At 68.1% G+C, this 25,945-nt stretch carries 24 protein-coding genes, 2 tRNA genes and 1 pseudogene; 8 read left to right on the top strand and 19 right to left on the bottom strand.

Features of this window, described 5'->3' with window-relative positions:
- The 5 genes and pseudogenes from FE633_RS47935 to FE633_RS39985 all read right to left on the bottom strand — a co-directional run.
- Positions 1 to 550, bottom strand: a pseudogene (locus FE633_RS47935) (class E sortase); the annotation flags it as partial.
- Positions 547 to 1,185 (bottom strand): aminodeoxychorismate/anthranilate synthase component II, encoded by a 639-nt coding sequence (locus FE633_RS39995; RefSeq protein ID WP_138050075.1) that lies wholly within the window; start codon positions 1,183 to 1,185, stop codon positions 547 to 549. The pseudogene FE633_RS47935 and the gene FE633_RS39995, both read right to left, overlap by 4 nt.
- Positions 1,182 to 1,343 (bottom strand): hypothetical protein, encoded by a 162-nt coding sequence (locus tag FE633_RS47550; protein ID WP_171060312.1) that lies wholly within the window; start codon positions 1,341 to 1,343, stop codon positions 1,182 to 1,184. The genes FE633_RS39995 and FE633_RS47550 overlap by 4 nt, the downstream gene beginning before the upstream one ends.
- 32 nt (positions 1,344 to 1,375) lie before the next feature.
- Positions 1,376 to 2,071 carry a class E sortase gene (locus FE633_RS39990; RefSeq protein ID WP_138050074.1) on the bottom strand — a complete coding sequence of 232 codons (696 nt, stop codon included), beginning with the start codon at positions 2,069 to 2,071 and terminating at the stop codon, positions 1,376 to 1,378.
- 18 nt (positions 2,072 to 2,089) lie between these two features.
- The gene (locus tag FE633_RS39985) at positions 2,090 to 2,869 is read right to left on the bottom strand and encodes a DUF881 domain-containing protein (protein ID WP_138050073.1); all 780 of its coding nucleotides are present in this window, start codon (positions 2,867 to 2,869) and stop codon (positions 2,090 to 2,092) included.
- Between the two features lie 142 nt (positions 2,870 to 3,011).
- Between FE633_RS39985 and crgA the strand changes: the two genes are divergently transcribed.
- Positions 3,012 to 3,266 (top strand): cell division protein CrgA, encoded by a 255-nt coding sequence (gene crgA / locus FE633_RS39980; RefSeq protein ID WP_119101110.1) that lies wholly within the window; start codon positions 3,012 to 3,014, stop codon positions 3,264 to 3,266.
- 281 nt (positions 3,267 to 3,547) lie between these two features.
- On the opposite strand, the gene FE633_RS39975 is transcribed toward crgA, so the two are convergent.
- Positions 3,548 to 4,444 carry a rhomboid family intramembrane serine protease gene (locus FE633_RS39975; protein ID WP_138050072.1) on the bottom strand — a complete coding sequence of 299 codons (897 nt, stop codon included), beginning with the start codon at positions 4,442 to 4,444 and terminating at the stop codon, positions 3,548 to 3,550.
- A 250-nt stretch (positions 4,445 to 4,694) separates the two neighbouring features.
- Positions 4,695 to 5,222 (bottom strand): peptidylprolyl isomerase, encoded by a 528-nt coding sequence (locus tag FE633_RS39970; RefSeq protein WP_119101108.1) that lies wholly within the window; start codon positions 5,220 to 5,222, stop codon positions 4,695 to 4,697.
- A gap of 330 nt (positions 5,223 to 5,552) precedes the next feature.
- On the opposite strand from FE633_RS39970, the gene FE633_RS39965 reads away from it, so the two are divergent.
- Positions 5,553 to 6,275, top strand: a complete 723-nt coding sequence (locus FE633_RS39965; protein WP_138050071.1) for a DUF5324 family protein — start codon at positions 5,553 to 5,555, stop codon at positions 6,273 to 6,275.
- Positions 6,276 to 6,465: 190 nt separating this feature from the next.
- Here the strand turns inward: FE633_RS39965 and FE633_RS39960 are convergent.
- A tRNA-Ala gene (locus FE633_RS39960) sits at positions 6,466 to 6,538 on the bottom strand.
- Positions 6,539 to 6,719: 181 nt separating this feature from the next.
- Here FE633_RS39960 and FE633_RS39955 point away from each other — a divergent pair.
- Both FE633_RS39955 and FE633_RS39950 read left to right on the top strand, forming a co-directional pair.
- Positions 6,720 to 7,268: a helix-turn-helix domain-containing protein gene (locus tag FE633_RS39955; protein ID WP_119101106.1), complete on the top strand. Its 549-nt coding sequence runs from the start codon at positions 6,720 to 6,722 to the stop codon at positions 7,266 to 7,268.
- A 133-nt stretch (positions 7,269 to 7,401) separates the two neighbouring features.
- Positions 7,402 to 8,817 (top strand): serine/threonine-protein kinase, encoded by a 1,416-nt coding sequence (locus FE633_RS39950; RefSeq protein ID WP_138050070.1) that lies wholly within the window; start codon positions 7,402 to 7,404, stop codon positions 8,815 to 8,817.
- A gap of 65 nt (positions 8,818 to 8,882) precedes the next feature.
- Here the strand turns inward: FE633_RS39950 and FE633_RS39945 are convergent, their stop codons facing one another.
- A complete protein-coding gene (locus FE633_RS39945) occupies positions 8,883 to 10,316 on the bottom strand; it encodes a hypothetical protein (protein WP_212747332.1) in 1,434 nt (477 codons plus the stop codon).
- Between the two features lie 229 nt (positions 10,317 to 10,545).
- Positions 10,546 to 10,674 (bottom strand): DLW-39 family protein, encoded by a 129-nt coding sequence (locus FE633_RS47930; protein WP_003999697.1) that lies wholly within the window; start codon positions 10,672 to 10,674, stop codon positions 10,546 to 10,548.
- A gap of 326 nt (positions 10,675 to 11,000) precedes the next feature.
- Here FE633_RS47930 and FE633_RS39930 point away from each other — a divergent pair, with 326 nt between their 5' ends.
- A complete protein-coding gene (locus tag FE633_RS39930) occupies positions 11,001 to 11,360 on the top strand; it encodes a DUF6344 domain-containing protein (RefSeq protein ID WP_138050067.1) in 360 nt (119 codons plus the stop codon).
- A gap of 431 nt (positions 11,361 to 11,791) precedes the next feature.
- Here FE633_RS39930 and FE633_RS39925 read toward each other — a convergent pair.
- The 9 genes from FE633_RS39925 to dnaA form a co-directional block, all read right to left on the bottom strand.
- Positions 11,792 to 11,868, bottom strand: a tRNA-Ile gene (locus FE633_RS39925).
- Between the two features lie 145 nt (positions 11,869 to 12,013).
- Entirely contained in the window at positions 12,014 to 12,766 is a 753-nt protein-coding gene (locus FE633_RS39920) for a DUF3566 domain-containing protein (RefSeq protein WP_138050066.1), read from the bottom strand.
- Positions 12,767 to 12,785: 19 nt separating this feature from the next.
- Positions 12,786 to 15,374, bottom strand: a complete 2,589-nt coding sequence (gene gyrA / locus FE633_RS39915; RefSeq protein WP_138050065.1) for a DNA gyrase subunit A — start codon at positions 15,372 to 15,374, stop codon at positions 12,786 to 12,788.
- Between the two features lie 42 nt (positions 15,375 to 15,416).
- Complete coding sequence (gyrB, locus tag FE633_RS39910; RefSeq protein WP_171060311.1) at positions 15,417 to 17,459, bottom strand: DNA topoisomerase (ATP-hydrolyzing) subunit B; 2,043 nt, start codon at positions 17,457 to 17,459, stop codon at positions 15,417 to 15,419.
- Positions 17,460 to 17,768: 309 nt separating this feature from the next.
- A complete protein-coding gene (locus FE633_RS39905) occupies positions 17,769 to 18,311 on the bottom strand; it encodes a DciA family protein (protein ID WP_138050063.1) in 543 nt (180 codons plus the stop codon).
- Entirely contained in the window at positions 18,308 to 19,432 is a 1,125-nt protein-coding gene (gene recF / locus FE633_RS39900; protein WP_138050062.1) for a DNA replication/repair protein RecF, read from the bottom strand. Before recF ends, FE633_RS39905 begins: the two co-directional genes overlap by 4 nt.
- A gap of 108 nt (positions 19,433 to 19,540) precedes the next feature.
- Positions 19,541 to 20,416: a phosphogluconate dehydrogenase (NAD(+)-dependent, decarboxylating) gene (gnd, locus tag FE633_RS39895; RefSeq protein ID WP_138050061.1), complete on the bottom strand. Its 876-nt coding sequence runs from the start codon at positions 20,414 to 20,416 to the stop codon at positions 19,541 to 19,543.
- A 227-nt stretch (positions 20,417 to 20,643) separates the two neighbouring features.
- Entirely contained in the window at positions 20,644 to 21,774 is a 1,131-nt protein-coding gene (gene dnaN, locus FE633_RS39890) for a DNA polymerase III subunit beta (protein ID WP_138050060.1), read from the bottom strand.
- 903 nt (positions 21,775 to 22,677) lie between these two features.
- Positions 22,678 to 24,633, bottom strand: coding sequence for a chromosomal replication initiator protein DnaA (gene dnaA, locus FE633_RS39880; RefSeq protein ID WP_138050059.1), 1,956 nt, complete (start codon positions 24,631 to 24,633; stop codon positions 22,678 to 22,680).
- 421 nt (positions 24,634 to 25,054) lie between these two features.
- Here dnaA and rpmH point away from each other — a divergent pair, with 421 nt between their 5' ends.
- From rpmH to yidD, 3 genes are read left to right on the top strand one after another with little or no spacing between them, the layout of a single operon-like run.
- The gene (gene rpmH / locus FE633_RS39875; protein WP_003949374.1) at positions 25,055 to 25,192 is read left to right on the top strand and encodes a 50S ribosomal protein L34; all 138 of its coding nucleotides are present in this window, start codon (positions 25,055 to 25,057) and stop codon (positions 25,190 to 25,192) included.
- A gap of 19 nt (positions 25,193 to 25,211) precedes the next feature.
- Positions 25,212 to 25,583: a ribonuclease P protein component gene (rnpA, locus tag FE633_RS39870; RefSeq protein WP_138050058.1), complete on the top strand. Its 372-nt coding sequence runs from the start codon at positions 25,212 to 25,214 to the stop codon at positions 25,581 to 25,583.
- Positions 25,580 to 25,945, top strand: a complete 366-nt coding sequence (gene yidD, locus FE633_RS39865) for a membrane protein insertion efficiency factor YidD (protein WP_119101962.1) — start codon at positions 25,580 to 25,582, stop codon at positions 25,943 to 25,945. The genes rnpA and yidD overlap by 4 nt, the downstream gene beginning before the upstream one ends.

The raw sequence follows: 25,945 nt of genomic DNA, 5'->3' as shown, positions 1-25,945 counted from the left end.
TGCGGGAGAGGGGCGCCGCGCCGGGCTCCGCCGACCGCTCCTGCGCCCCGACGGACGCGCCTGACGCGCCCGACGCGCCATGGCGCCCGTGGCGCTTGGCGGACTTGCGCCGGGCCGCACGGCCGCCGGTGGCCGGTCTCGTGGCCGCCGCAGGTATGGCCCCGCTGCCGGGTAGGCGCAGCGCGACGGTCTCTTCGTCGATCGGGGGATGTTCGAACGACGGGGAGAGTGGCTCTTCCTGCCAAGCCTCCCCGTGCTGAGGCTCGTTGTACGAAGCCTCAGCATGCGTAGGCTCTGCGTGCTGATGCTCTTCGTACAGAGTGCCCCCGTGCGAGGGCGAGAGCTGAGGCTCCGCGTACTGCGCGTACTCCTGGTACGGCGGAGGCTCCGGCGAAGCCGTCTGCTCCCCGTACCAGTCCCGCGCGTACCCCTGGGGGTCGTACCACTCCTGCTCCGGCGCCGCAGCGCCTCCGTACACGGCAGCGTCCCCGTACGCGGTGTCCTCACCGTACGGGGCGGCACTGTCGCGCTCGGGGCGCAGGGCGGTCACGCCGTGGCCCTGCCCACCACCGGGGCGAGCCCCGCCGACCTCGCCACGGCCTCCGGGTCGCCGCATTCGACCAGCCAGTTGGCGAGCATGCGGTGGCCGTGCTCGGTCAGCACGGACTCGGGGTGGAACTGCACGCCCTCGACGGGCAGTTCACGGTGCCGAAGCCCCATGATGATCCCGTCGCGCGTACGAGCCGTGACCTCCAGCTCGTCGGGAACCGTGGCGGGCTCGGCGGCCAGCGAGTGGTAACGCGTCGCCGTGAAGGGCGACGGCAGGCCCGCGAAGACGCCTCGGCCCTCGTGATCGACGAGCGAGGTCTTGCCGTGCAGCAGCTCGGGGGCGCGATCCACCACACCGCCGTACGCCACCTGCATCGACTGCATACCCAGACAGACCCCGAAGACGGGGACGCCGGTGGCCGCGCAGTGGCGGACCATGTCGATGCAGACGCCGGCCTGCTCGGGAGCGCCGGGGCCCGGCGAGAGCAGCACCCCGTCGAATCCGTCCTGGGCGTGCGCCGTCGACACCTCGTCGTTGCGCAGCACCTCACACTCCGCGCCCAGCTGGTACAGGTACTGGACCAGGTTGAAGACGAAGCTGTCGTAGTTGTCGACGACGAGAATCCGTGCGTTCACTGGTTGTCCACCGTCACATCGTTGAAGGGCAGCAGAGGTTCGGCCCACGGGAAGACGTACTGGAACAGCACGTAGACCACCGCGAGCACGAGCACGAGCGAAATCAGGGCCCGCACCCACGCGTTTCCCGGCAGATGCCGCCAGATCCAGCCGTACATTGCCGTCCCTTCCGTCGCCGTACCACACCAGACTAACGGCGTAGGGCCTCTGGTTTCCCAGCCTCCGCGGGCTGTGTGGCATCAAGGTGTGCCCAGACGATCAGTCGGTGGCTGTGACCCCATTCCGGTTCACAAGTCGTCAGCGTCAGATAGCGGCCCGCGCGCGTGTATCCGGACTTCCTCGGTACCGGGTCGATGACCGCGATGTCGTTGGGCAGCGTCTTGTAGGGCTCGGTGTCGACGCGGTACGTGAACCATGTCCTGCCGTCGGTCAGCACCACCGCGTCGCCGGGGCGGAGCTTGGGAAAGTCCTTGAACGGGTCCCCGTAGGTGCGGCGATGACCCGCGACCGCGAAGTTGCCCTCCTGGCCCAGCTGCGCGGTGCTCGCGTAGTGACCGAGGCCCTTCTTCAGGGTGTCGGTCTTCGTGCCTTCGAGTACCGGCTTGTTCCACGTGAAACCAAGCCGCGGAATGTACATGACGGCGAAGGGCTTGCCGTCCGTGTACGGAGCCGGCGGCTCGGGGTTCTCGGCGGTGGGCGCCTGGGACGACTCGGAATCGGCCGCGACCGCCCCCTTCGACCACTGGTCCTGGAGATGGTCGATCTGGTCGTCCATCGCGCTGTCGGCCTTCAACCCCGTCCATAACAGTACGTAGACGACGAAGAGTACGATCACGCCGCCCACGGTGATGCACAGTTCGCTGAACGTCCTGATGACCACTCGCACCGGCAACTCCCGACGGGCTTACTCCACAGGCTTCGCGTAGTGGAGATCCACTGTGCCCGAGTAGCCGGGAAGAGTCACCGCCCCCTTCTCCTCGACTTTCCAGCCGAGCCCGTAGACGTTGACGTACACCATGTAGTTCTGGATCGCCGCGGACGCCGTGAGCGCCTTCTGCAGCTTCTCCGGGTCACCGACCGCAGTGATCTTGTACGGGGGCGAGTAGACGCGGCCCTGGAGGATGAGGGTGTTGCCAACGCAGCGTACGGCGCTGGTGGAGATCAGCCGCTGGTCCATGACCTTGATGCCCTTGGCGCCGCCCTGCCACAGGGCGTTGACGACGGCCTGCAGGTCCTGTTGGTGGATGACCAGGTAGTCGGGCTGCGGCTCGGGATAGCCGGGGAGCTTGGCGGTGGCGTTCGGGGGCGCGTCGTTGAGCGTGACCGTGAGGGCCTTGCCCTTGACCTTCTGGGTGCCCGCGTTCTCCTCCAGGGCGGCGAGCTTCTTGTCCTCCGCCTCCGTACGGCCGTCGTCGCGCTCGGCCAGGGCCTCGACGTCCTCGCGCAGCGTCCCGTTGCTCTCGTCGAGCCGACCGTTCTTGTGACTGCGCTCCTGAATGAGGTCGGAGAGCTTCAGCAGCGAGCTGTCCGTACGGATATTGGTGCCTTTGGCCGTGTTGAAGCTGGTGAAGAAGATCAAACCGGCGAGGGCGAACACGGCAGCGGTCAGCACCCGAACCGGCCGGAAACGCCGGATACGACCAGGGCTGGAACCCGCCTGGGGCGAGTCGGCAGAATTGCTCAACGTACCCTTATCTCCTTCGGCACCGCGGAAGCACTACGCTAACGGACGCCCGGGGGAGCGCTAAGAGTCCCCTTGTACGCTGGCCCGGAGCCAGCCCACGTTCCCTGCGCGGCCACGCAGCGCATCGACAGGAGAGACCCTCGTGCCGAAGTCACGTATCCGCAAGAAGGCCGACTACACGCCGCCCCCGGCGAAGCAGGCGACCAACATCAAGCTGACCAGCCGCGCCTGGGTCGCCCCGGTCATGCTGGCCATGTTCCTCATCGGCCTCGCCTGGATCGTCGTTTTCTATGTGACGGACGGCTCACTGCCGATCGATTCCCTCGGCAACTGGAACATCGTGGTCGGCTTCGGCTTCATCGCGGCGGGATTCGGCGTTTCCACGCAGTGGAAGTAACGCGGCTTCCAGGTGTCGGCAGCTTGTACAGCAAGCCCTGGCCCAAGTTGTCCACGGAGTTATCCACAGCTATCCACAGCAGTGGAAAAGGTCAGAAGATCTGTGGATAACCCATCGGATGTTGACGCCGGTGTGACTGACCCACCGGGATCCGGAAGTCTGTTCGCCCCTTGCCCTGCCTGGGGAAACCCAGGTCAGAGGCAAGGGGCACAACTGTTCCCGCACAGCATGCACAAGATCCGACACAGTCTGTGGACAACGCCGACGCCTCGGCCGACTCCTCAGGTGAGCTGGCCGGTCCTGACGAGTGTCATGACCACAACAGCAATCAATACCAGCGCGCACACGCCGTACTGGATCAGAGCCCGCCGCCCGCGGGGCGCGTGGACCATGGCGTAGCCGATCACCACACCGCCGACGAGGCCGCCGATATGGGCCTCCCAGGCGATGTTGCTCCACCCGAAGGTGAAGATCAGGTTGATCACCAGCAGGGCGATGACCGGGCGCATGTCGTAGTTGAGCCGTCGCATCAGGACGGCGGTCGCGCCGAAGAGCCCGAAGATCGCACCGGAGGCGCCGAGCGACGGCTGGTTCGGTTCGGCGATCAGATACGTGAGTGCGCTGCCGGCGAGGCCTGACGCTGCGTACAGGGCGATATAGCGGGCGCGGCCGAGCGCTGCTTCCAGAGGGCCGCCGATCCACCACAGGCTGAGCATGTTGAAGGCGATGTGGATAACGCTGCCGTGCAGGAACATCGCCGTGACCAGCCGGTACCACTGCCCGTCCGCGACGCCCTCGACGCTCCCGAGGCCCGGCACATACGCGAGGCCGAGGAGCTCGAAGCGCTCGGTGAAGCGGTCGCCCACGGAGAGCTGGACCAGGAAGAGGGCGAGGTTGAGGCCGATCAGGATCTTGGTGACGAGCCGGGGATCCGCGGAGACCGTGCCGCCCGCGAGGGTACGCGGCTGGCTGGCCGCGGGGGCGTGCCCCGTGCCGGAGCCGCTGCGGACGCACTCGGGGCACTGGAAGCCGACCGAGGCGTTGACCATGCACTCGGGGCAGATGGGCCGCTCGCAGCGGGTGCAGCGGATGCCGGTCTCCCGGTCCGAGTGCCGGTAGCAGGTGGGCAGACTCTGGGCATCCTGCGGGCCCTGTGGGCTGCCTGGCGCCTGGTCCATGGGGTCCCCTCATTTTCTCCGTACGGCGGGCACACGGCGGTGGTCCAGGGACGCGTACCCAACGCACCGCCCCGCCCTTCCTTCTACGGATGGGCGGGGCGCTTTGGTTCCCTGGCGAGCGTGGCGGCTCGAGGCTCGGCCTCGGCGGTGGTCCGGCTCAGCGGCCGGTGCGGATTCGGCGGGTCGATGCGCTTCAGCGGGTTCGTGCGGTCTCGGCGGACCCGTGCGGTCTCACCGGACCCGTGCGGCTTCAGCGGGTCTCGACGACGACCGACTCGATGACCACGTCAGTGATCGGGCGGTCGGTGCGCGGGTTGGTCTGTGTCGAGGCGATGGCGTCGACGATCTTCTGGCTGGCCGCGTCGGTGACCTCGCCGAAGATGGTGTGCTTGCGGGTCAGCCATGCCGTCGGGGAGACGGTGATGAAGAACTGCGAGCCGTTGGTGCTCGGGCCGGCGTTCGCCATGGCCAGCAGGTACGGCCTGTCGAAGGCGAGATCCGGGTGGAACTCGTCCTCGAACTGGTAGCCGGGGCCGCCGGTGCCGTTGCCCAGGGGATCGCCGCCCTGGATCATGAATCCGCTGATCACCCGGTGGAAGACCGTGCCGTCGTACAGCCTGTCCGTGGACTTCGCGCCCGTCTCGGGGTTGGTCCACTCACGCTCGCCCTTGGCGAGTTCGACAAAGTTCCGGACTGTCTTGGGCGCGTGGTTCGGCAGGAGCCGCACTTCGATGTCGCCTTGGCTGGTCTTCAGGGTGGCGTAGAGCTGCTCAGCCACGATCTGCCTTCCGTTGTCCGTTGTGACTCCCCGATCCTCGCACGGACCGCGCCCCTCGTCGTTTGTCACCGCTGTTCCGAGCCGCTTCGTACCAATCGGGCGCGCGGGCCGGGGATCCGTGGCATTGTCGTCAACAAGACCCTCTTGCACCGTGTTGATCAGTCATTGTCCCGAGTACGCCCGTGGTCGGCATTCTTGACCCGGATGCCCGTCCTCGCGCGCCCCGGAGCGTGCCAAGAGGCATGATCCCGTTAAGGGTGGAAAGGTGAACTGTGACTTTCTGGGGGATCGCCCCAAATCCCCACGTACGCCACCGAGGAGGAGGATCCCGTGACCCGCATCGACAGCGTGCGCGCCGCGACCGGCTCGGCGAAGGACAGCGTGCAGCACGCCGCGGAAGTGGTGGCGCCCTACGCCGACACGGCCAAGGACCGAGCCGCGCACTATGCGCATGAAGCACGTGTGAAGCTCGCGCCGAAGGTGTCGTCCGCCGCTCACCAGGCCGCTGAGCAGGCTCGCACGCAGTACGGAGCCCATCTCGCGCCGCGCCTGGAGCAGGCGCGCACTCATGTGCCACCGAAGGTCGATCGTGCCGCCCACGAAGCCGCGGTGCGCACCCGTAAGGCCGCTCGGCAGGCCGCCGACTATTCCCGGCCGAGGATCGAGCAGGCCAGGGCCGCGGCTGGGCCTGCCCGAGTGGAGGCCGCGTCCCGCAGCGTGGCGGCGCTGGCGGCGCTGCGCGGCCAGGTCTCGCGCAAGGAGGTCGAGAAGCTGGCGCGCAAGCATCAGCGGCGGGCCAGGGCCGGGCGTCTCGCGAAGGGGCTGGCGGTGCTGGGCATCCTGGCGGGTGGCGCCTTCGCCGCCTGGAAGTGGTGGGACAAGCAGGCCAACCCTGACTGGCTGGTGGAACCGCCGGCTGCCACGGAGGTGCCGGACACCGGCCGGCTGACCTCGGTCGACGGCAGCGGTCAGGACGTACTCGACCCCGAGGTCCAGGCCAAGCAGGCCGAGGCGGAGGCGGCGGAGCGGAAAAAGCGGGGCGAGAGCGGCTGACGCCGTCGGCCCGTACCACCGCGTTTCTGCCTGTAACCCCTCAGATCAACTCGTATCAGCTCAGATCAACGTCGCTGTGGGGCGGAGGACTTGAGGTCCTCCGCCCCACAGCGACGTTTCACGTGGAACCACGACACGAAAAAGGACCCTCTGACCAGCGTTTCCGCTGGTCAGAGGGTCCTTCGAGGTGTGGAGCCTAGGGGAGTCGAACCCCTGACATCTGCCATGCAAAGACAGCGCTCTACCAACTGAGCTAAGGCCCCGGAAGGGAGGCGTCCGCCGGAAGAAGCTCCTCAGGCGGGGTGCCGCAGCCCAGAGTACCGGGTCACCCCCGGAATCCCGCAAAAAGATTAGGGGTCCCCGCGCAAGACCACTCTCCGTAAGATGCTCGACGTGGTTCGCGACAGCGAACCGCGGTACTTGGGGACGCGATGGGGAGACGCAATGGATGCCGCACAGCAGGAAGCAACCGCAAGAGCCAGGGAGCTCCAGCGGAACTGGTACGGGGAGCCGTTGGGGGCGCTCTTCCGTAAGCTCATAGATGACCTGGGACTCAACCAGGCCCGCCTGGCAGGCGTACTGGGACTGTCCGCACCGATGCTGTCGCAGCTGATGAGCGGTCAGCGCGCCAAGATCGGCAATCCAGCGGTGGTCCAGCGGGTGCAGCTGCTGCAGGACCTCGCCAGTCAGGTCGCCGACGGCAGCGTGAGTGCCGGCGAGGCCACCGAGCGCATGGACGAGATCAAGAAGTCACAGGGGGGCTCGGTGCTCAGCAACACCACGCAGACGACGAGCAGTTCAGGCGCGCCCACGGTCAAACGCGTGGTCCGTGAAATCCAGTCGCTGCTGCGTTCCGTGGCGGCCGCGGGGGACATCATCGAGGCGGCGGACACCCTCGCCCCGACCCACCCGGAACTGGCAGAGTTCCTCCGGGTGTACGGCGCCGGCCGCACTTCCGACGCGGTCGCGCACTACCAGTCCCACCAGAGCTGAGCACACCGCCCGGCCGCCGAACCCACCGCCGCCGCAGGCCTGTTGGGTCTGCTGGACGGACAGGGAAGCAAGGCAGCCGGGCACCTCGATGAGGCCGCCGTGCCGACCGCCGAAGGGGGAGCGACGAACGACCATGGGTGAGGTCTTCGCCGGCAGGTACGAGCTCGTCGACCCGATCGGACGTGGGGGAGTCGGTGCGGTCTGGCGCGCCTGGGATCACCGCAGGCGCCGGTATGTGGCCGCCAAGGTGCTGCAGCAGAGCGACGCGCACTCGCTGCTGCGCTTCGTGCGGGAGCAGGCGCTGCGGATCGATCATCCGCATGTGCTCGCGCCCGCCAGCTGGGCCGCCGACGACGACAAGGTCCTGTTCACCATGGACCTGATCGGCGGCGGTTCGCTGGTCCACCTGGTCGGGGACTACGGTCCCCTGCCGCCGGCCTTCGTGTGCACCCTGCTCGACCAGCTGCTGGCGGGGCTTGCCGCGGTGCACGAGGAGGGGGTCGTGCACCGCGACATCAAGCCCGCCAACATCCTTCTGGAAGCGACCGGTACGGGCCGGCCTCGGCTGCGACTGTCCGACTTCGGCATCGCGATGCGCCTGGGCGAGCCGCGGCTGACGGAGACCAACTATGTGGTGGGAACGCCCGGTTACTTCGCGCCCGAGCAACTGCTCGGCGCCGAGCCGGACTTCCCGGCCGACCTGTTCGCCGTGGGTCTGGTCGCCCTTTATCTGCTGGAGGGCGCCAAGCCCGACGCCAAGGCTCTCATCGAGCACTTCTCGGCGCATGGCACCCCGGGTGCGCCGAAGGGTGTGCCCGAGCCGCTGTGGCAGGTCGTGGCCGCGCTGGTGCAGCCGGACCCCGAAGCGCGTTTTCGCACCGCCACGGGCGCACGCAAAGCGCTCGCCTCGGCCAGGGAGCTGCTGCCGGAGCCCGGCCCCGACGACGAACTGATCGAGATCTTCGACCAACTGGGCCCGCTTCCGGCGGGTTTCGGCCCCGAGGGCCCGCTCCGGGCCGCACCCGGCCAGGGTCACGACACCGTCCCCGAGACAGGTTCTGCCGCTCCAGAGGTCCTGCCCGGGGGCGTCGTTCCGCCAGGATCCCGCACAGGCCCCGCATCCGGCGCCGTACCGCCTCCCCCCATTCCCGCGGTGCCCCCGCAGTCCTCCCCGATCTCGAACACCGGCAGCTTCCACCTGCCACCCCCACCCCCGCTTCAGCCTCAGCCGCCCTCCACTCCCCCCGCTTCGCCCGTTCATCCGGCTCCCGGCCACGCTCCGTCGTACGAACCCCCGCATGAGCCCTCCCCCCAGGTCACGCCCCTCGCGCCACAGCCGCCCGCGTTCGCCTCCACTGCTTCATACACCGCTCGCGACGTTCGGGTTCCACCCCACCCGCAGCCGGTTGCGCAGCCGCAGCCGGTTGCGCGGCACCGCGCCAGGCGGGCGCAGCGGCGCCCCGGACCGCCCACAAGGGTGGCGGTACCGGTGCTGCTGCTGGCGCTGCTCTGTTTCACCGTCGGCTTCTGGGCGCTGACCCGCATCTGAGCCGGTGCGCACCGGGCTCGCCAAACGCGATGGTGACCCAACGGGGCGACGCAAGAATCGGTGAACTACCGGGCCCGCGACGACTCGTACTGCCGCGAAGCCGCAGCGCCGACCGGTGCCGCCGCAGCCGCTCGCCGCCGTGCGACCATCGTCCACACCCCGAGCCCCAGCACGAGCACGCTCCCCGCGCCGATCCCGCCCACCGCCACCAGCTTCATCGCGGCGTTCCCGCCTCCGCCGTCACGGTCGCCCGCCGCCGAGGCACCGTTCGCCGCCGCGGCCCTGTCCCCCGCTGTGACGTCGAACACACCGCGCGGCTCGGCCGTCCCCGCGTACGCCGGCCCCTCTCCGCCGCTACCACTCACCCGGACGCGCAGCGTCAGGTCGTACGGCCCGTCACCGAACTTCTCAGCCACCGCGGCACCGAGATGGACGGCGAGGTAGTACCAGCCGGCGAAGCGCATCCCGCTCACCTGGTCGTCGATGGCGTACCGGTTCTCGTAGGCGACCGAGGGCAGCGGCTCCAGGGCGGCAGGCTGCGCCTTGCCGCCGTATCCGGTACGGGCGTCGTCCACGAACGCGCGTACCGGGTTGTAGAGCGCCATGACGAGGGCGTTGCCCAGGAAGCCGTCGCCTCCGCTCGCGCCGCCCAATTCGGCGGTGGCGTAGATCTGTTGCCCCCAGTCGACGGGAACCCTGTAGTAGAGCGTCCGTCCGGCCCGGATCCCGTCTCTCCAGGCGCCCTGCTCCAGAGCGGATGCCTCGTTGAAGCTCGTGCCGCCCCTGCGGGTCTGCGCCGCGCCGCCGACGGCCTCGGGGGAGGCGGAGTTCCAGGTCTCCGGGGCTGTGGCCCGACCGGTCTTCTTCAGGGCGGGCTCCGAAACGTATTGAAGCTCCAGATCCCAGTCGTCCGGCGAGGAACCGGCCCTGCTGGTGCGCTCGACGACCACCGAGTACGTCCCTGCCGCCTGGCAGCTGTACTCGTCGGCACCGATCCTGCGTGACGCCCAGGCGGTGAGGGGACGAGGGCTCTCGGTGGCCCCGAATCGTGCGTCACCGGCGTCACCGGAGAAGCATTTGTTGCCCGCGGGGTCCTGTACGAACACCTTGATGCCGTCCGAGTACGCGACCTTCGTCCCCAGCCTGGGGATGGCCGTGGCCGAGACGTACGCGTTGGAGGCGCTGTCGAGCCGGAGGCGGTAGTACAGCTTGCCGTTGTTCCCGACGGAGCTCTTGTAGGTCTTTCCCGGGGCCAGCCGCGCGGCATCCGCGGCAGCCGCCGTACCGTCGACGGGCTCGGCGTCAGCGGCGAAGGCGTACGGATCAGAAGCACCGGCCGCCACCGGCCGGCCCCGTACTTCCCCTTGCCCCTGCCCCTGCCCCTGCCATTGCGCCGACGTCTGCGCCTGCGCCTGAACCGGCAGCGCCGCGATGACGCACAGGGCAGCCGTCCAGGCCAGAACCGTACGGCCGCGCCACCACACCGTGCGCCGCCCCATCACGCGCCCCCTCGCCGTAGACCCGGATCGTCACTCACCGGGCTCCCGCGGACGGGCTCATGGCGCCCCGAACGCCCGCGAAGCCCCGACCATCCTGCCCCGCGCGTCACCGGGTCATCCCCGCTTCACGCGAGGCAAGCGCCTTCTGTCCCGAAGACACCGCATCGGGACAACACAAAACCCCGACCGCGAGGGCGGCCGGGGTCTGTACTGAGACTGTCGTCGCTACTCACGAACCCGTGGGCACGGAGTCGGTCGCCTCCGTCCACAGATCCTGCTCGGCGCGATCCGCCTGGATCTGGCGGTACACGAGGAGCCCGCCGATGGCGGCCAGTGCGACCAGGAGAAGCTTCTTCACCGCGCGACCTCGTCTTTCCTTGACGTAGGGGACTTCTGGCGCCCGACTATACACACCGATCGATACCGATCGGTGACCTGCGTCGGTCCTCAACTCCCGCCCGGCGAACAGCTGTAGAAGCGGACGACCCCACTCTGAGCACAGGGTGACCAATCACCACACACCGTAGCTTTCGCGGTGCTTTCTCACTTTTCGGTTCTGTTGGGTCCATCCGGGTGGTGTTCATCCGAAGATCCCTGCGCCACGGGCGCAGGTCCACCACTTCGCAGCCCTCATACACATCATGAGGAAAGTACGCAAATCGCCCGACCCGAAAGTGAGGGGCCATGACCAGGAACAAGGTCATGAAGCTGTGGACAGCGGTCATCACCGCCTTCATCACACTGTTCACGACGCTCGGAATCATCGCGACGGCCAGCGCGGCCGGCGCCACCACGGTGGTACCTCAGGCCGAGACAGCTCGCAACACCAAGCCGAGCTTCACGGTCGCGGTCCCCGCGATGTCCCACTGGGCGTGGTCCTTCTGCCGGGCCCTACCCCCCACGATGAAACAACGCATCCACGCCGAGGCCCACGGCTCCTCACCCAGCTGCCGCCACCGCCCGCTGCCGGACGCGAACACATCCTCCGAGGAAGACGAGGAGGAGGCGGCGGACTCCGCCGCCCCGCACACCGACCTGACGTAGGCCTCTCCAGACCGGCCCAGGCCGCATCAGACCCCACGGACCCTCTGTTTTTCTCCTGCTCTTCCTGCTCTTCCTGCTCTTCCGGCCCTTGTGGCCCCTGTGGCTCTTCCGGCTGCCACGAACTCGCAACCTGCCTTTCCGCCCCATCGAGGCGCCAAGGCTCTGCGTAGCTCCGGAACACCGCCGGCAACCCTCACGTCCGGGCGAACTTGCGTACGCACACCACCGGACACAGCAAGACCCCCAACCACAACTGGTTGGGGGCCTTCGCAGTGTGCGGTGGCCAACGTGATGTGGGGGGTCAGTCCCCCGAAGAACCGAAGAAGCCAACGCCACGGCCACCTCACGCCACCTGAGGCGGGGCCCCGGCGGCTGATGTCAGCCGTGAATGTCAAAGACCCCCAACCATGATCGAGTGGGGGTCTTCTCGCTGGTGGGGCTAACAGGATTTGAACCTGTGGCCTCATCCTTATCAGGGATGCGCTCTAACCAACTGAGCTATAGCCCCGCCGCGCTGTGCGGTGTATGTCCCGCGCGCTGACCTCTGAAGATTAGCGCACGACGCGGCCAGTCCCAAAATCGATAGTTACAGGGCCTTCTCCGCCCCGTTCAACCGACTCGGCGAGCCCCGGCCAGCAGGCCCGGACAACGTTTTACTCGTCCTCCGCGAGGGTCAGCTCGACGCCGCCCACGAAGCCCGCTGAGAGGTTGTAAATGAAGGCGCCGAGGGTGGCGAGCGCGGTGGCGAGGACGACGTCGATGACCGCGATGACCGACGTGAAGATGAGCACGCGCGGCAGCGACAGGAAGGACTGCAGGTCGAAGCCGTTGGACTCGTTCGAGCCCGTGGCCTCGGAGATCGTGCCGCCCACGGTGGAGAAGACGCCCATGGCGTCCATGACCATCCACAGCACCGCGGCCGCGACGATCGTGCAGATGCCCAGCGCGATGGAGAGCAGGAAGCTGACCTTCATCACCGACCAGGGGTCGGCCTTGGCCACGCGCAGGCGTGCCTTGCGCGTCCGAGGTGTCGTCCGGGCTCCGGTGCGCGGCCGGCGGACCGCGCCCTGGGGGCCCGCGCCCTGAGGGCCACCGGACGGAGGCTGCGGCGGCGGCTGCTGCGGCTGATACGCCTGCGGCGGGTGGTACGGCTGAGCGGGCTGGGGCTGGGGCTGCCGTTCTCCCGGCAGCGGCGAGCCGGGGGCCGGAGGCACCGGCGAGCCTGGGACCGCGCCTGCCGCGTACTGCGGCGTCTGCGAGCCTCTGGTGTCCGTCACAGCTCCCCCTTGGGATCCATGAGAGTCAGGGGAGGAGTCCGTCGTTTCCGCGGCGGGGCCACGGCCGCCGTCCGATTCCGTACCGGTCGATTCCGTACCGGTCGATCCGGCGCCCGTGGCTCCGCTCACGAATAACTCACTCCTCGCGCTACTCGGCCGTGGCCTCGTTGCCCTCGTCCGTACCGACGACCGTCTCGACCTCGTCCGATTCGTCGACGCCCACTGCCTCGACTTCCTCGGCCTCGCGACCGGCCTCGGCGTTACGAGCGATACCGACTACGGCATCGCGCTTGCCCAGGTTGATCAGTTGGACACCCATGGTGTCACGACCCGTCTCCCTGACCTCGTTGACCCGCGTACGAATCACACCGCCCGACAGTGTGATGGCGAGGATCTCATCCGTCTCCTCGACCACCAGCGCGCCGACGAGCGAGCCGCGATCCTCCACGATCTTGGCGGCCTTGATGCCGAGGCCACCGCGACCCTGGACGCGGTACTCGTCAACGGCGGTCCGCTTCGCGTACCCACCGTCTGTGGCGGTGAACACGAACGTACCGGTTCGAACAACATTCATCGAGAGCAGCTCGTCGCCCTCACGGAAACTCATGCCCTTGACGCCCGAGGTCGCCCGGCCCATGGGGCGGAGGGCGTCATCCGTCGCCGTGAACCTGATCGACTGTGCCTTCCTGCTGATCAGAAGCAGATCGTCTTCCGCCGAGACGAGTTCGGCACCGATCAGTTCGTCGTCGGAACCGTCCTCTGTTTCACGGAGATTGATCGCGATGACGCCGCCCGAGCGCGGAGAATCGTAATCCTTCAGTGGCGTCTTCTTCACGAGGCCACCCTTGGTGGCCAGCACCAGGTAAGGCGCCGCTTCGTAGTCGCGGATCGCGAGGATCTCGGCGATCGCCTCGTCCGGCTGGAAGGCCAGCAGGTTCGCGACGTGCTGGCCGCGCGCGTCACGTCCGGCGTCCGGCAGCTCGTACGCCTTGGCCCGGTAGACGCGGCCCTTGTTGGTGAAGAACAGCAGCCAGTGGTGAGTCGTCGACACGAAGAAGTGGTCGACGATGTCGTCTTCCTTGAGCTTCGTGCCGCGTACGCCCTTGCCGCCGCGCTTCTGGGAGCGGTAGTCGTCGGTCTTGGTGCGCTTGACGTAGCCGCCGCGCGAGATGGTGACGACGATGTCCTCTTCGGCGATGAGGTCCTCGATGGACATGTCGCCGTCGAAGGGCACCAGTTTGGAGCGGCGGTCGTCGCCGTACTTCTCGACGATCGCGGCGAGCTCCTCGCTCACGATGCCGCGCTGGCGGACCGGAGAGGCCAGGATCTCGGTGTACTCGCGGATCTTCGCCTGGAGTTCGTCGTGCTCCTGGACGATCTTCTGGCGCTCGAGGGCGGCGAGACGGCGCAGCTGCATCTCGAGGATGGCGTTGGCCTGGATCTCGTCGATCTCCAGGAGGCCCATCAGGCCCTCGCGCGCGATCTCGACGGTGTCACTGCGCCGGATCAGCGCGATGACCTCGTCGATGGCGTCCAGCGCCTTCAGGAGGCCGCGCAGGATGTGCGCGCGCTCCTCGGCCTTGCGCAGCCGGAACTTCGTGCGCCGGACGATGACCTCGATCTGGTGCGCCACCCAGTGCCGGATGAACGCGTCGAGCGACAGCGTGCGCGGTACGCCGTCCACCAGCGCCAGCATGTTGGCGCCGAAGTTCGACTGGAGATCCGTGTGCTTGTAGAGGTTGTTCAGTACGACCTTGGCGACGGCGTCGCGCTTCAGGACGATGACCAGGCGCTGTCCGGTCCGGGACGAGGTCTCGTCCCGGACGTCCGCGATGCCGCCGATCTTGCCGTCCTTCACCAGGTCGGCGATCTTCTGCGCGAGGTTGTCCGGGTTGACCTGGTAAGGGAGTTCGGTGACCACCAGGCACTGGCGGTTCTGGATCTCCTCGACCTCGACGACCGCGCGCATCGTGATGGAGCCGCGGCCCGTGCGGTAGGCCTCCTCGATGCCCTTGCGGCCCACTACCAGGGCGCCGGTCGGGAAGTCGGGGCCCTTGATGCGCTCGATCAGGGCGTCCAGGAGCTCCTCGTGCGAGGCCTCGGGGTTCTGCAGGTACCACTGGGCGCCGGCCGCGACCTCGCGGAGGTTGTGCGGCGGGATGTTGGTGGCCATGCCGACCGCGATGCCCGCCGAGCCGTTGATCAGCAGGTTCGGGATACGGGCGGGCAGGACGGTCGGCTCCTGGGAGCGGCCGTCGTAGTTGTCCGTGAAGTCGACGGTCTCCTCGTCGATGTCACGGACCATCTCCATCGACAGCGGCGCCATCTTGCACTCGGTGTAGCGCATGGCCGCCGCCGGGTCGTTGCCCGGAGAGCCGAAGTTGCCGTTGGAGTCCACCAGCGGCATCCGCATCGACCAGTGCTGCGCGAGACGAACCAGCGCGTCGTAGATCGAGGAGTCACCGTGCGGGTGGTAGTTGCCCATGACGTCGCCGACGACGCGGGCGCACTTGTAGAAGCCCTTCTCGGGGCGGTAGCCGCCGTCGTACATGGCGTACAGCACGCGGCGGTGGACGGGCTTGAGACCGTCCCGTACGTCGGGCAGCGCACGCGACACGATGACGGACATCGCGTAGTCGAGGTACGAGCGCTGCATCTCCGTCTCGAGCCCCACAGGCTCGACACGCAGGGCCAGGCCCTCGTTCTCAGGAACGGCTGGAATGTTCGCGTCGGTCATTGCTGGTGAAGATCCTTCCTGGTGCGGTCAGCTGAGACCGACTCAGATGTCGAGGAAGCGGACGTCCTTGGCGTTGCGCTGGATGAACTGGCGGCGCGCCTCGACGTCCTCGCCCATCAGCACCGAGAACAGGTCGTCGGCCTGGGCCGCGTCGTCGAGCGTGACCTGGCCGAGGACGCGGTGCTCCTGGTCCATGGTCGTGATGCGCAGCTCCTCGGCGTTCATCTCGCCGAGACCCTTGAAGCGCTGGACCGAGTCGTCGCGGATGCGCTTGCCGTTCTGACGGCCCAGCTCGATCAGTGCGTCGCGCTCGCGGTCCGAGTACGCGTACTCGAAGTCGTCACGGCCCCACTTGATCTTGTAGAGCGGGGGGCGCGACAGGAAGACGTGGCCCGCCTCTACCAGCGGCCGCATGAAGCGGAACAGGAACGTCAGCAGCAGGGTGTTGATGTGCTGGCCGTCGACGTCGGCGTCCGCCATCAGGATGATCTTGTGATAGCGCAGCCGCTCGATGTCGAAGTCCTCGTGGACTCCGGTGCCGAAGGCCGAGATCAGCGCCTGGATCTCCTGGTTCTGAAGGATCTTGTCGATCCGCGCCTTCTCGACGTTGAGGATCTTGCCTCGGATCGGGAGGATCGCCTGGTACTCCGGGTTGCGGCCGGACTTGGCCGAGCCGCCGGCGGAGTCACCCTCGACGATGAAGATCTCGCACTTGGTGGGGTCGTTCGACTGGCAGTCGGAGAGCTTGCCCGGCAGGGACGCCGTCTCCAGGAGGCCCTTGCGACGCGTCAGGTCGCGCGCCTTGCGGGCCGCCACGCGCGCGGTGGCCGCCTGGATGCCCTTGCGGATGATGTCCGCGGCCTCGTTCGGGTTGCGGTCCAGCCAGTCGTTCAGGTGCTCGTAGACGACCTTCTGGACGAAGGTCTTCACCTCGGTGTTGCCCAGCTTGGTCTTGGTCTGGCCCTCGAACTGCGGCTCGCTCAGCTTCACCGAGATGATCGCCGTCAGACCCTCGCGGATGTCGTCACCCGTGAGGTTGTCGTCCTTCTCGCGCAGCAGCCTCTTGTCGCGCGCGTACTTGTTGACCAGGTTCGTCAGCGCCGCGCGGAAGCCCTCTTCGTGTGTACCGCCCTCATGCGTGTGGATGATGTTGGCGAAGGAGTACACACCCTCGCTGTAACCGCTGTTCCACTGCATCGCGAGTTCGAGGGAAAGACTCTTGTCCTTGTCCTCGGCCTCGAGGTCGATCACAGTGGGGTGCACCACGTCTCCCTTGCGGGAGTTGAGGTACTTCACGAAATCGACGATGCCGCCCTCGTAGTGGTACGAGACGCTCTTGACCTCGTGCTTCTCGTCCTCGCCCGCCTCGTCCGCCCCGGCCGTGGCCTTCGCCGACTCGCGCTCGTCGGTGAGGTTGATCCTCAGCCCCTTGTTGAGGAACGCCATCTCCTGGAAACGCCGCGAGAGCGTCTCGAAGGAGTAATCGGTGGTCTCGAAGATGTCCGGGTCGGCCCAGAAGATGACCGTGGTGCCGTGCTCGTCCGTGGCCTCGTGCTGGGCAAGCGGGGCCGTCGGGACCCCCAGCTTGTAGTCCTGCGTCCAGCGATAGCCGTCGGTCTTGATCTCGACGGAGACCTTGGTCGACAGGGCGTTCACGACGGAGACACCCACGCCGTGCAGACCGCCGGAGACCGCGTAGCCGCCGCCGCCGAACTTTCCGCCCGCGTGCAGGACCGTCAGCACGACCTCGACGGCCGGCTTGCCCTCGGAGGGGACGATGCCGACCGGGATGCCACGGCCGTTGTCGACAACCCGCACGCCGCCGTCGGCGAGGATCGTGACGTCGATGGTGTCCGCGTGGCCGGCCAGCGCCTCGTCGACGGAGTTGTCGACGACCTCTTGTACGAGGTGGTGCAGTCCGCGCTCACCGGTCGAGCCGATGTACATGCCGGGTCGCTTGCGGACCGCGTCCAGACCCTCGAGGACGGTGATGGCGCTGGCGTCGTACGACGAGGCTGTGACCTCGCCGTTCTCGCCGGCGTCGATGGACAGGATGTTCTCGTTGGGGTTGCCGGAATCGGCCACGAAGCGCCCTTTCTGGCACAGCACAAGCCAAGCTCCCGGCGGGTGGCCGGAGCGGCTGCGGCGTGTTGCGTTGGTAAGCCTTAGTCAGCGTTGCTCGGTGTGTCCCACAAGTGGGGCGGGATTAGCCCCCAGTCTACCGGTAGCGCCGACAGTGATGGGCGTTTGCCGGTACCTGAGTCCGCATGTGCCGCCCTGAACCGGTCTCGGCCGACTCCCCATACGCCGCCCAGGCCTCCAAGAGGCTCACAGCGGCACTCAGCGCTTCGAGGTGTCAACCCCCCGCTACCAACGCCGTACCGCCCGGTCTGCCTACCCGTAGGTGTCACCGGGGCCCGTGCTGCCGGGCGCGCGAAGGGGGCCGAAGCTGCGTGCGGGACCCCCGGGGCCGTACACCTTGATCAGCCTCACCGTGCCGTGCCCGAGGTCCTCGTTCAGCCGGGCCACCAGCTGCGGAGCGAGGAGGCGCAGGTTCGTCGCCCAGGCCGTGGAATCGCACCGCACCGTGAGGACCCGCTCGTCCTCGTCGTACTTCTCCGGTACACAGTGCTTGGCCAGGTCGTCGCCGACGATCTCCGGCCAGCGGCCCATGACACCGCCGACGGCGGCCGGGGTCTCCCAGCCGCGCTCGGTGATCAGCCGGTTGACGGCGGCGCCGAGCGCCATGGGATCGCGCCCGTCGGCGCCGGAGCCCGAGCGCAGGCCACCGCGCCGTGCCTGCTTCTTCTGCCGCGCCGCGTCCCCACGCGCGCGTGCCTGCTCCTTCGCGGCGCGCAGGGCCACGCGCGCGAGGTCGACTCCGGACGGTTCGGGGGCTTTGGGCCTCTCTTGCGGATCCGGTGTGTTTTCGGTCATATGCGCTCCACCGTGCCCTCCGACACGACGTACCGCGTCCCCGTGAGCACGCTCGGTACATCGTCGTCGACCGCCGCGGTCACCAGGACCTGCTCCCCAGGGGCGACCAGCTCGGCGAGGCGCTCACGGCGCCGGGTGTCCAGCTCCGCGAACACGTCATCGAGAACGAGCACCGGCTCGTTGCCCTCGGCCCGCAGCAGGTCGTACGAGGCCAGGCGCAGTGCGAGCGCGTACGACCAGGACTCACCGTGTGACGCATATCCCTTCGCGGGCATCTGACCGAGTTTGAGCAACAGCTCGTCCCGGTGCGGGCCGACCAGGGTGACGCCCCGCTCGACCTCCTGCTTACGGGAGTCCCCGAGGGCGGCCATCAGCTGTTCGTAGAGGTCCTCGCGCGCGTGGCCGACGATTTCCGGTGACGAGGGCCTGTACTCCAGCGCGACGGGACCGCCGCCGGGTGCCAGCTGCTCGTACGCCTTGTCGGTCAGCGGCTGGAGCGTGGCTATCAGATCGAGCCGCTGGGCGAGCAGCTCGGCGCCCACGCGCGCGAGGTGCTGGTCCCACACGTCCAGCGTCGACAGGTCCAGGGAGCGGCCGCCGTGGCGGCGGGCGAGCGCGGCGGACTTGAGGAGCGTGTTGCGCTGCTTGAGCACGCGCTCGTAGTCGGAGCGCACGCCCGCCATGCGTGGGGCACGCGCGGTGATCAATTCGTCGAGGAAGCGCCGGCGCTCGCCCGGATCGCCCTTCACCAGCGCGAGATCCTCGGGAGCGAACAGCACCGTCCGTACGATGCCGAGGACGTCACGGGGTCTGACCTGCGACGACCGGTTGATTCGGGCACGGTTCGCCTTGCCGGGGTTCAGCTCCAGCTCGACGAGCTGCTGGCGCTCGCCCTGTCGGACCTGCGCCCGGATGATCGCGCGGTCGGCGCCCATGCGGACCAGGGGCGCGTCGGAGGAGACACGGTGACTGCCGAGCGTCGCCAGATAACCGACCGCCTCGACGAGGTTCGTCTTGCCCTGCCCATTGGGGCCCACGAACGCCGTGATGCCCGGATCGAGCGGGACCTCGACCCGGGCGTACGAGCGGAAGTCGGCCAGCGACAGATGCGTGACGTGCATGGTCGTTCGCCGACCTCCCCCAACGTGGTGCTTCCGGTGGTCCCCGGGTTGTCCCCCGCTGTGGACAACCGGGTCACCCCGAGTGTGGAGAACCCGGGGTGGTGTGGATTACTTCTTCTCGACCGCGTGGCCGCCAAACTGGTTCCGCAGCGCCGCGACCATCTTCATCTGCGGCGAGTCGTCCTGCCGGGACGCGAAGCGTGCGAAGAGCGACGCGGTGATCGCCGGCAGCGGCACCGCGTTGTCGATGGCGGCTTCCACAGTCCAGCGGCCCTCGCCGGAGTCCTGTGCATAACCCTTGAGCTGCTCCAGGTGCTCGTCCTCGTCGAGGGCGTTGACCGCCAGGTCGAGCAGCCAGGAGCGGATGACCGTGCCCTCCTGCCAGGAGCGGAAGACCTCGCGCACATCGGTGACGGAGTCGACGGCCTCCAGCAGCTCCCAGCCCTCGGCATAGGCCTGCATCATCGCGTACTCGATGCCGTTGTGGACCATCTTGGAGAAGTGGCCGGCACCGACCTTGCCCGCGTGCACGGCGCCGAGGTCTCCCTCGGGCTTGAGAGCGTCGAAGATCGGCTGGACCTTGGCGATGTTCTCGGCGTCGCCGCCGTACATCAGCGCATAGCCGTTCTCCAGGCCCCAGACGCCGCCCGAGACACCGCAGTCGACGAAGCCGATGCCCTTGGCCGCGAGCTCCTCGGCGTGCCTCTCGTCGTCGGTCCAGCGCGAATTGCCGCCGTCCACGACGATGTCCCCGGGATCCAGGAGCTCGGCGAGCTCGTCGATGGTGGACTGGGTCGCCGCTCCGGCCGGGACCATCACCCACACCACGCGCGGACCCCTGATCTTGCCCACAAGCTCCTCGAGGCTGTGGACATCGGCGAGGTCCGGGTTGCGGTCGTATCCGATGACGGTGTGGCCTGCGCGGCGTATGCGCTCGCGCATGTTGCCGCCCATCTTGCCGAGACCGACGAGACCGAGCTCCATCAGGTTGTTCCTTCACTAGCGACGTGGCGTGGGGGCACTTTCGTACCCGCGTCCGAGCCTAAACCCGGACGCTCCCGCACATCTGTGGGCATAGCCGCTCAGACGTACGCCCTCACCTGCGGACTTCCGTCAGCCGCTGAGCCGCACCGGCATACTGCGATCTTGTGGGGGACAACCCCCACGCCCCCGGCCGGGACCACCGGCAGGGCGGAGCGGGCTCACCAGGCTCAGCCGCTGAGCCGCACCGGCATGATCAGGTACTTGTACGCCTCGTCCGCCTCCGCGTCCACGGCGGGCTTGCCGCTGAGGAGCGCCGGCTTGGTGGACGTCGTGAAGGAGAGCTGGGCCACCGGGGAGTCGATGGCGCTCAGGCCGTCGAGCAGGAACGTCGGGTTGAAGGCGATCGAGACATCGTCGCCCTCCAGTTGGGCGTCGACCCTCTCCACAGCCTGTGCGTCGTCACTGGAACCGGCCTCCAGGATCAGCACACCCTGCTCGAAGCTGAGCCGCACCGGGGTGTTCCGCTCGGCGACCAGGGCCACACGCTTGACGGCCTCCACGAAGGGGGCGGTCTCGATGACGGCCACCGAGTTGAACTCCGTCGGGAACAGCGAGCGGTACTTCGGAAGGTCGCCCTCCAGCAGCCGGGTGGTCGTACGCCGCCCCGCGCCCTCGAAACCGATCAGGCCCTCACCCGCACCCGAACCGGACAGCGCCAGGATGACGCTGTCGCCGCTCGTGAGCGCCTTGGCGGTGTCCAGGAGCGTCTTGGCGGGCACCAGGGCGACCGCGGACGCCTCCGGGTTCTCCGGCTTCCACAGGAACTCCCGGACCGCGAAGCGGTAGCGGTCGGTGGATGCCAGCGTGACCGTGTCGCCCTCGATCTCGATGCGTACACCGGTCAGGACGGGAAGCGTGTCGTCACGGCCGGCGGCGATGGCCACCTGGGCGGCGGCGGAGGCGAAGACCTCACCGGGGACGGTGCCCGTCGCCGACGGCATCTGCGGCAGCGCTGGGTACTCCTCCACAGGCAGTGTGTGGAGTGTGAAGCGCGACGAGCCGCAGACCACCGTCGCCCGTACACCGTCTGTGGAAATCTCCACCGGCCGGTTGGGGAGGGCGCGGCAGATGTCGGCGAGCAGCCGGCCGGAGACGAGCACCGTGCCTTCCTCGTCGACCTCGGCGTCCACGGAGACGCGTGCCGAGACCTCGTAGTCGAAGCTCGAGAGGCTCAGCGCGCCCTCCTCGGCCTTCAGCAGAAGGCCGGCGAGCACAGGAGCCGGCGGGCGTGCCGGGAGGCTGCGCGCCGCCCAGGCCACTGCCTCCGCGAGTACGTCGCGTTCCACCCGGATCTTCACCGTTGCCGCCTCCGTCTGTTGCCGGCGCTCTCGCCCTGCTTCGCCTTCGTCGTCTGACTCGGTGTGCCTCGGCCCACTGATGGGGAGAACACCGGGGACCAGTCTGACGCACCGCACTGACAGTAGGTGCCTCTCGGGGTCAAGTCGTGCCGAGCGGCACCTGGGGCGCCGAGCGCGAGTTGTGCACAGCCCCCTCTTCGAAGCGAATTCCCAGCTCTCTCTAGTTGGGAGTAGTAGTAGGGGCTGTGGATACCGTGGATAACTCCGTTTGCGCAGGTCAACGCCGGTTTTTTGTCCACGGGCCCTGTGGGCGGCAACGGTGGACAACCGGGGTGCGCTGTGGACGGGGAAAAGTTCTGCACACCCGATGCACAGACACGGGGCACTTCTCCCCAACGCCGTCCCCAGCTTTACCCACGTTCCCCACAGCCCAACCGGGCACCTTGGTGTGACGCCTTTCACTCGACGCGGTGAGAGGGCGCGTCCCGTTGCCGAACAGTGGACAGCCATGTGGAGAAGCTGGGGATCACTGGGGACAACCCGCCTCAGCCTGTGGGTCACCAGTGGACAACTTTCTGCACAGCCTGTGGATCCAGTCGTCGTCCACAGACTGTGGAGATCATTCGTCCACGAATCCACAACCAACTGACCTGGCTCGATGGTTCGTGAACAGCTCACCCTGTGGACACGATCTGAACAACTTCCCGGTCCCCAGGGTGTGGATGCGAGAAAGTCCCCAAATCTGTGGAGGATGGCCGTAACGGAGCGCGTATTCGAACAGCGGGTGCCGGCGCGGTGGCCGCGGAACGACGGGAGGCGCCCCCGGGACCCGGTCCCGGGGGCGCCTCCAGCGGTGTGTGGCAGTGGACGGATGGCCGTGCACCGGACGTACGGAAGGGTCTGTCAGCCGTTCTTGATGCGGTTCGTGAGCTCGGTGACCTGGTTGTAGATCGAGCGCCGCTCGGCCATCAGCGCACGGATCTTGCGGTCGGCGTGCATGACGGTCGTGTGGTCGCGGTTGCCGAACTGCGCGCCGATCTTCGGCAGTGACAGGTCGGTGAGCTCCCGGCACAGATACATGGCGATCTGGCGGGCCGTTACCAGCACGCGGCTGCGCGAGGATCCGCACAGATCGTCCACCGTGAGCCCGAAGTAGTCGGCGGTCGCCGCCATGATGGCCGTCGCCGTGATCTCCGGCGCCGCGTTCTCGCCGCCCGGGATCAGGTCCTTGAGGACGATCTCCGTCAGACCGAGGTCCACGGGCTGCCGGTTGAGCGACGCGAACGCCGTCACGCGGATCAGCGCGCCCTCCAGCTCGCGGATGTTCCGGGAGATGCGCGAGGCGATGAACTCCAGGACCTCCGGCGGGGCGTTGAGCTGCTCCTGCACCGCCTTCTTACGAAGGATCGCGATACGGGTTTCCAGCTCGGGCGGCTGGACGTCCGTGATCAGACCCCACTCGAAGCGGTTCCGCAGCCGGTCCTCCAGGGTCACCAGCTGCTTGGGCGGCCGGTCCGAGGACAGCACGATCTGCTTGTTCGCGTTGTGGAGCGTGTTGAAGGTGTGGAAGAACTCCTCCTGCGTCGACTCCTTGTCCGCGAGGAACTGGATGTCGTCGACGAGAAGGATGTCCATCTCGCGGTACCGCTTGCGGAAGCTGTCGCCCTTGCCGTCGCGGATGGAGTTGATGAACTCGTTCGTGAACTCCTCCGAGCTCACGTACCGCACGCGTGTGCCCGGGTAGAGGCTGCGGGCGTAGTGCCCGATCGCGTGCAGCAGATGTGTCTTGCCGAGACCCGACTCCCCGTAGATGAAAAGGGGGTTGTACGCCTTCGCCGGTGCCTCGGCGACAGCGACCGCGGCCGCGTGGGCGAAGCGGTTCGAAGCGCCGATGACGAACGTGTCGAAGAGGTACTTCGGGTTGAGGCGCGCGGTGGGCTCGCCCGGACCCGTCGCGGGGGCCGGCTGCGCGGCCAGCGGGCCGGGTGCCCCGCTGGGCGCGGGCAGGGCCGAGCCCACGGGTCCGCCGCGATGGACGTGACCGGTGACGGACGGCGACGGCGGCTCTGGCCGCTCGCGGCGGTCCGGGCGCTGGTCGTACTCGGAGCGCGGCTGGTCGTAGTCCGGACGCGGCTGCTCGTAGTCGGGCCGGGGCTGGTCGTAGTCGGAGCGCGGCTGGTCGTAGTCGGGCCGTTGCTGCTCGTACGGCGGGCGCTCCAGGGACTGCGGGCGGTAGTCCTGCGGGGGCGTGGCGTACGGGTCGCGCTCAGGGAATCCGAGCCGCTGCTGCTGCCAGCCGTAATCGTCCTGCGAGGGTCGCGGCCAGCTGCCCCGCTCGGGACGCTGATAGTCGGGATACGCGGGACGGGCGGTCGGGAGCTGGTCCCCGCGGGCGGGCGGCCGCTGGTCGGAACGGCCCTGGGGGTGGTCGTGCGTGCGGTCGTCGGCCCGGTGCCGGCCGTACCCCTCGTACCCGTCACGGCCCTGGTCGTACCCGTCACGGCCCTGCACCGAGGGGAGCTCGGGCTCCTCGTAGCGCGGCTGGGGCACGGTGGGGGGTGGGGGCGTAGCCGGTGGCTCACCGGCGGAGTCGTCCACGGTGATCGCGATACGGATCGGGCGGCCGCACTCGCGGCTGAGCGTCTCGCTGACGATCGGCGCCAGGCGTCCTTCGAGCACGCCCTTCGCAAACTCGTTCGGGACGGCGAGCAGCGCGGTGTCCGCGACCAGTGCCAGCGGCTGGCAGCGCTTGATCCAGTGCTCGTCCTTGGTCTCGACACCTTGCCCGCGACCCTCACCGAGGAGTTCTTCCAGTACGCGTGGCCACACTGCGGCAAGATCGGCAGGTACGTCAGCCACAGGGCACGCTCTCTCACGGGTCCCACGAACGTGTGGTTCTTGGGACGGGTTGGGATGAAACTCAGTGGGCGGGCGGAACGAAGCAGTTGGGCGGGGTGGCACGAAGCGGCTGAGGCCGGGGGAAGGGAACGAATCGAAGTCCAGCCACGGTAGTCAGGGCGACCGGTGCGGTTCAAGTTGCTGTCCCCAGCCTGTGGATAGTGTCTCCCGGCAGGAGCTGGTTTGACCGGATGGCGTAGCCGCGCGTACCGTAACCAGGTCGAGTTGTCGATGGCTGCTGCCGCCTGCCTCCGATGGGCATAGATCACGTACGAGTGATCGGGAAGCGGTGCACTCGGGCGTTAATACGAGCTACTCGTGGGCGCACGGTGACAGCCAGGACGGCACCCCGCCACCTACCGATTCTTTCTGGAGCCCCCGAGTGAGCAAGCGCACCTTCCAGCCGAACAACCGTCGTCGCGCGAAGACCCACGGCTTCCGGTTGCGTATGCGCACCCGTGCCGGCCGCGCGATTCTCGCGTCCCGCCGTGGCAAGGGTCGCGCCCGCCTGTCCGCCTGATCGCAGTACAGGTCATGACGTGCTGCCTACCGAGTATCGGCTGAGGCGGCGCGAGGACTTCGCGACCGCGGTACGCCGGGGGCGCCGGGCCGGACGCCCGCTCCTCGTCGTCCACCTACGCAGCGGTGCAACGGACCCGCACGCGCCTGGGGAGAGCCTTCCCCCGTCGCGTGCGGGTTTCGTCGTCAGCAAGGCGGTGGGCGGCGCAGTTGTGCGCAACAAGGTGAAGCGCAGGCTTCGCCATCTGATGCGCGACCGAATGGCCCTGTTGTCCCCCGGTAGCCTGGTAGTCGTACGAGCGCTGCCCGGCGCGGGCGACGCCGACCATGCACAGCTGGCCCGAGACCTGGATGCCGCCTTGCAGCGGCTGCTGGGAGGGGGTGCGCGATGAAGTACCCACTGCTGGCTCTCATCAAGCTGTACCAGTGGACCATCAGTCCGCTGCTCGGGCCGGTGTGCAAGTACTACCCGTCGTGCTCCCACTACGGGTACGAGGCCATCGACCGCCATGGCGCGGTCAAGGGAACGGCACTCACCGCCTGGCGCATCCTGCGGTGCAATCCGTGGTCGCTGGGCGGTGTGGACCATGTCCCGCCGCGCAAGCGTCCGCGGTGGCACGAAATGCTGCGTAACGCCTGGCGCTCACGCAAGGGCGGGACCTCCGCCGCCGAACCGGCCACCGAAGGGCACGGTATGTCCGACCACCCCTCGAGCCCGGCCGCCGAGACTCCGTCCCATGCTCAAGGAGCCTGA

The sequence above is a fragment of the Streptomyces montanus genome, assembly GCF_005786655.1.
In the GTDB taxonomy this organism is placed as follows: Bacteria; Actinomycetota; Actinomycetes; order Streptomycetales; family Streptomycetaceae; genus Streptomyces; species Streptomyces sporangiiformans.
This window is presented reverse-complemented; position numbering and strand designations above follow the sequence as displayed.

Bases quoted from the DNA above. Each gene is read 5' to 3' on its own strand.
- FE633_RS47550 (WP_171060312.1), bottom strand. From the start codon at position 1,343: ATGTACGGCTGGATCTGGCGGCATCTGCCGGGAAACGCGTGGGTGCGG.
- FE633_RS39975 (WP_138050072.1), bottom strand. From the start codon at position 4,444: ATGGACCAGGCGCCAGGCAGCCCACAGGGCCCGCAGGATGCCCAGAGT.
- FE633_RS39955 (WP_119101106.1), top strand. From the start codon at position 6,720: ATGGATGCCGCACAGCAGGAAGCAACCGCAAGAGCCAGGGAGCTCCAG.
- FE633_RS39950 (WP_138050070.1), top strand. From the start codon at position 7,402: ATGGGTGAGGTCTTCGCCGGCAGGTACGAGCTCGTCGACCCGATCGGA.
- FE633_RS39945 (WP_212747332.1), bottom strand. From the start codon at position 10,316: ATGGGGCGGCGCACGGTGTGGTGGCGCGGCCGTACGGTTCTGGCCTGG.
- FE633_RS39930 (WP_138050067.1), top strand. From the start codon at position 11,001: ATGACCAGGAACAAGGTCATGAAGCTGTGGACAGCGGTCATCACCGCC.
- gyrA (WP_138050065.1), bottom strand. From the start codon at position 15,374: ATGACCGACGCGAACATTCCAGCCGTTCCTGAGAACGAGGGCCTGGCC.
- FE633_RS39905 (WP_138050063.1), bottom strand. From the start codon at position 18,311: ATGACCGAAAACACACCGGATCCGCAAGAGAGGCCCAAAGCCCCCGAA.
- recF (WP_138050062.1), bottom strand. From the start codon at position 19,432: ATGCACGTCACGCATCTGTCGCTGGCCGACTTCCGCTCGTACGCCCGG.
- gnd (WP_138050061.1), bottom strand. From the start codon at position 20,416: ATGGAGCTCGGTCTCGTCGGTCTCGGCAAGATGGGCGGCAACATGCGC.
- yidD (WP_119101962.1), top strand. From the start codon at position 25,580: ATGAAGTACCCACTGCTGGCTCTCATCAAGCTGTACCAGTGGACCATC.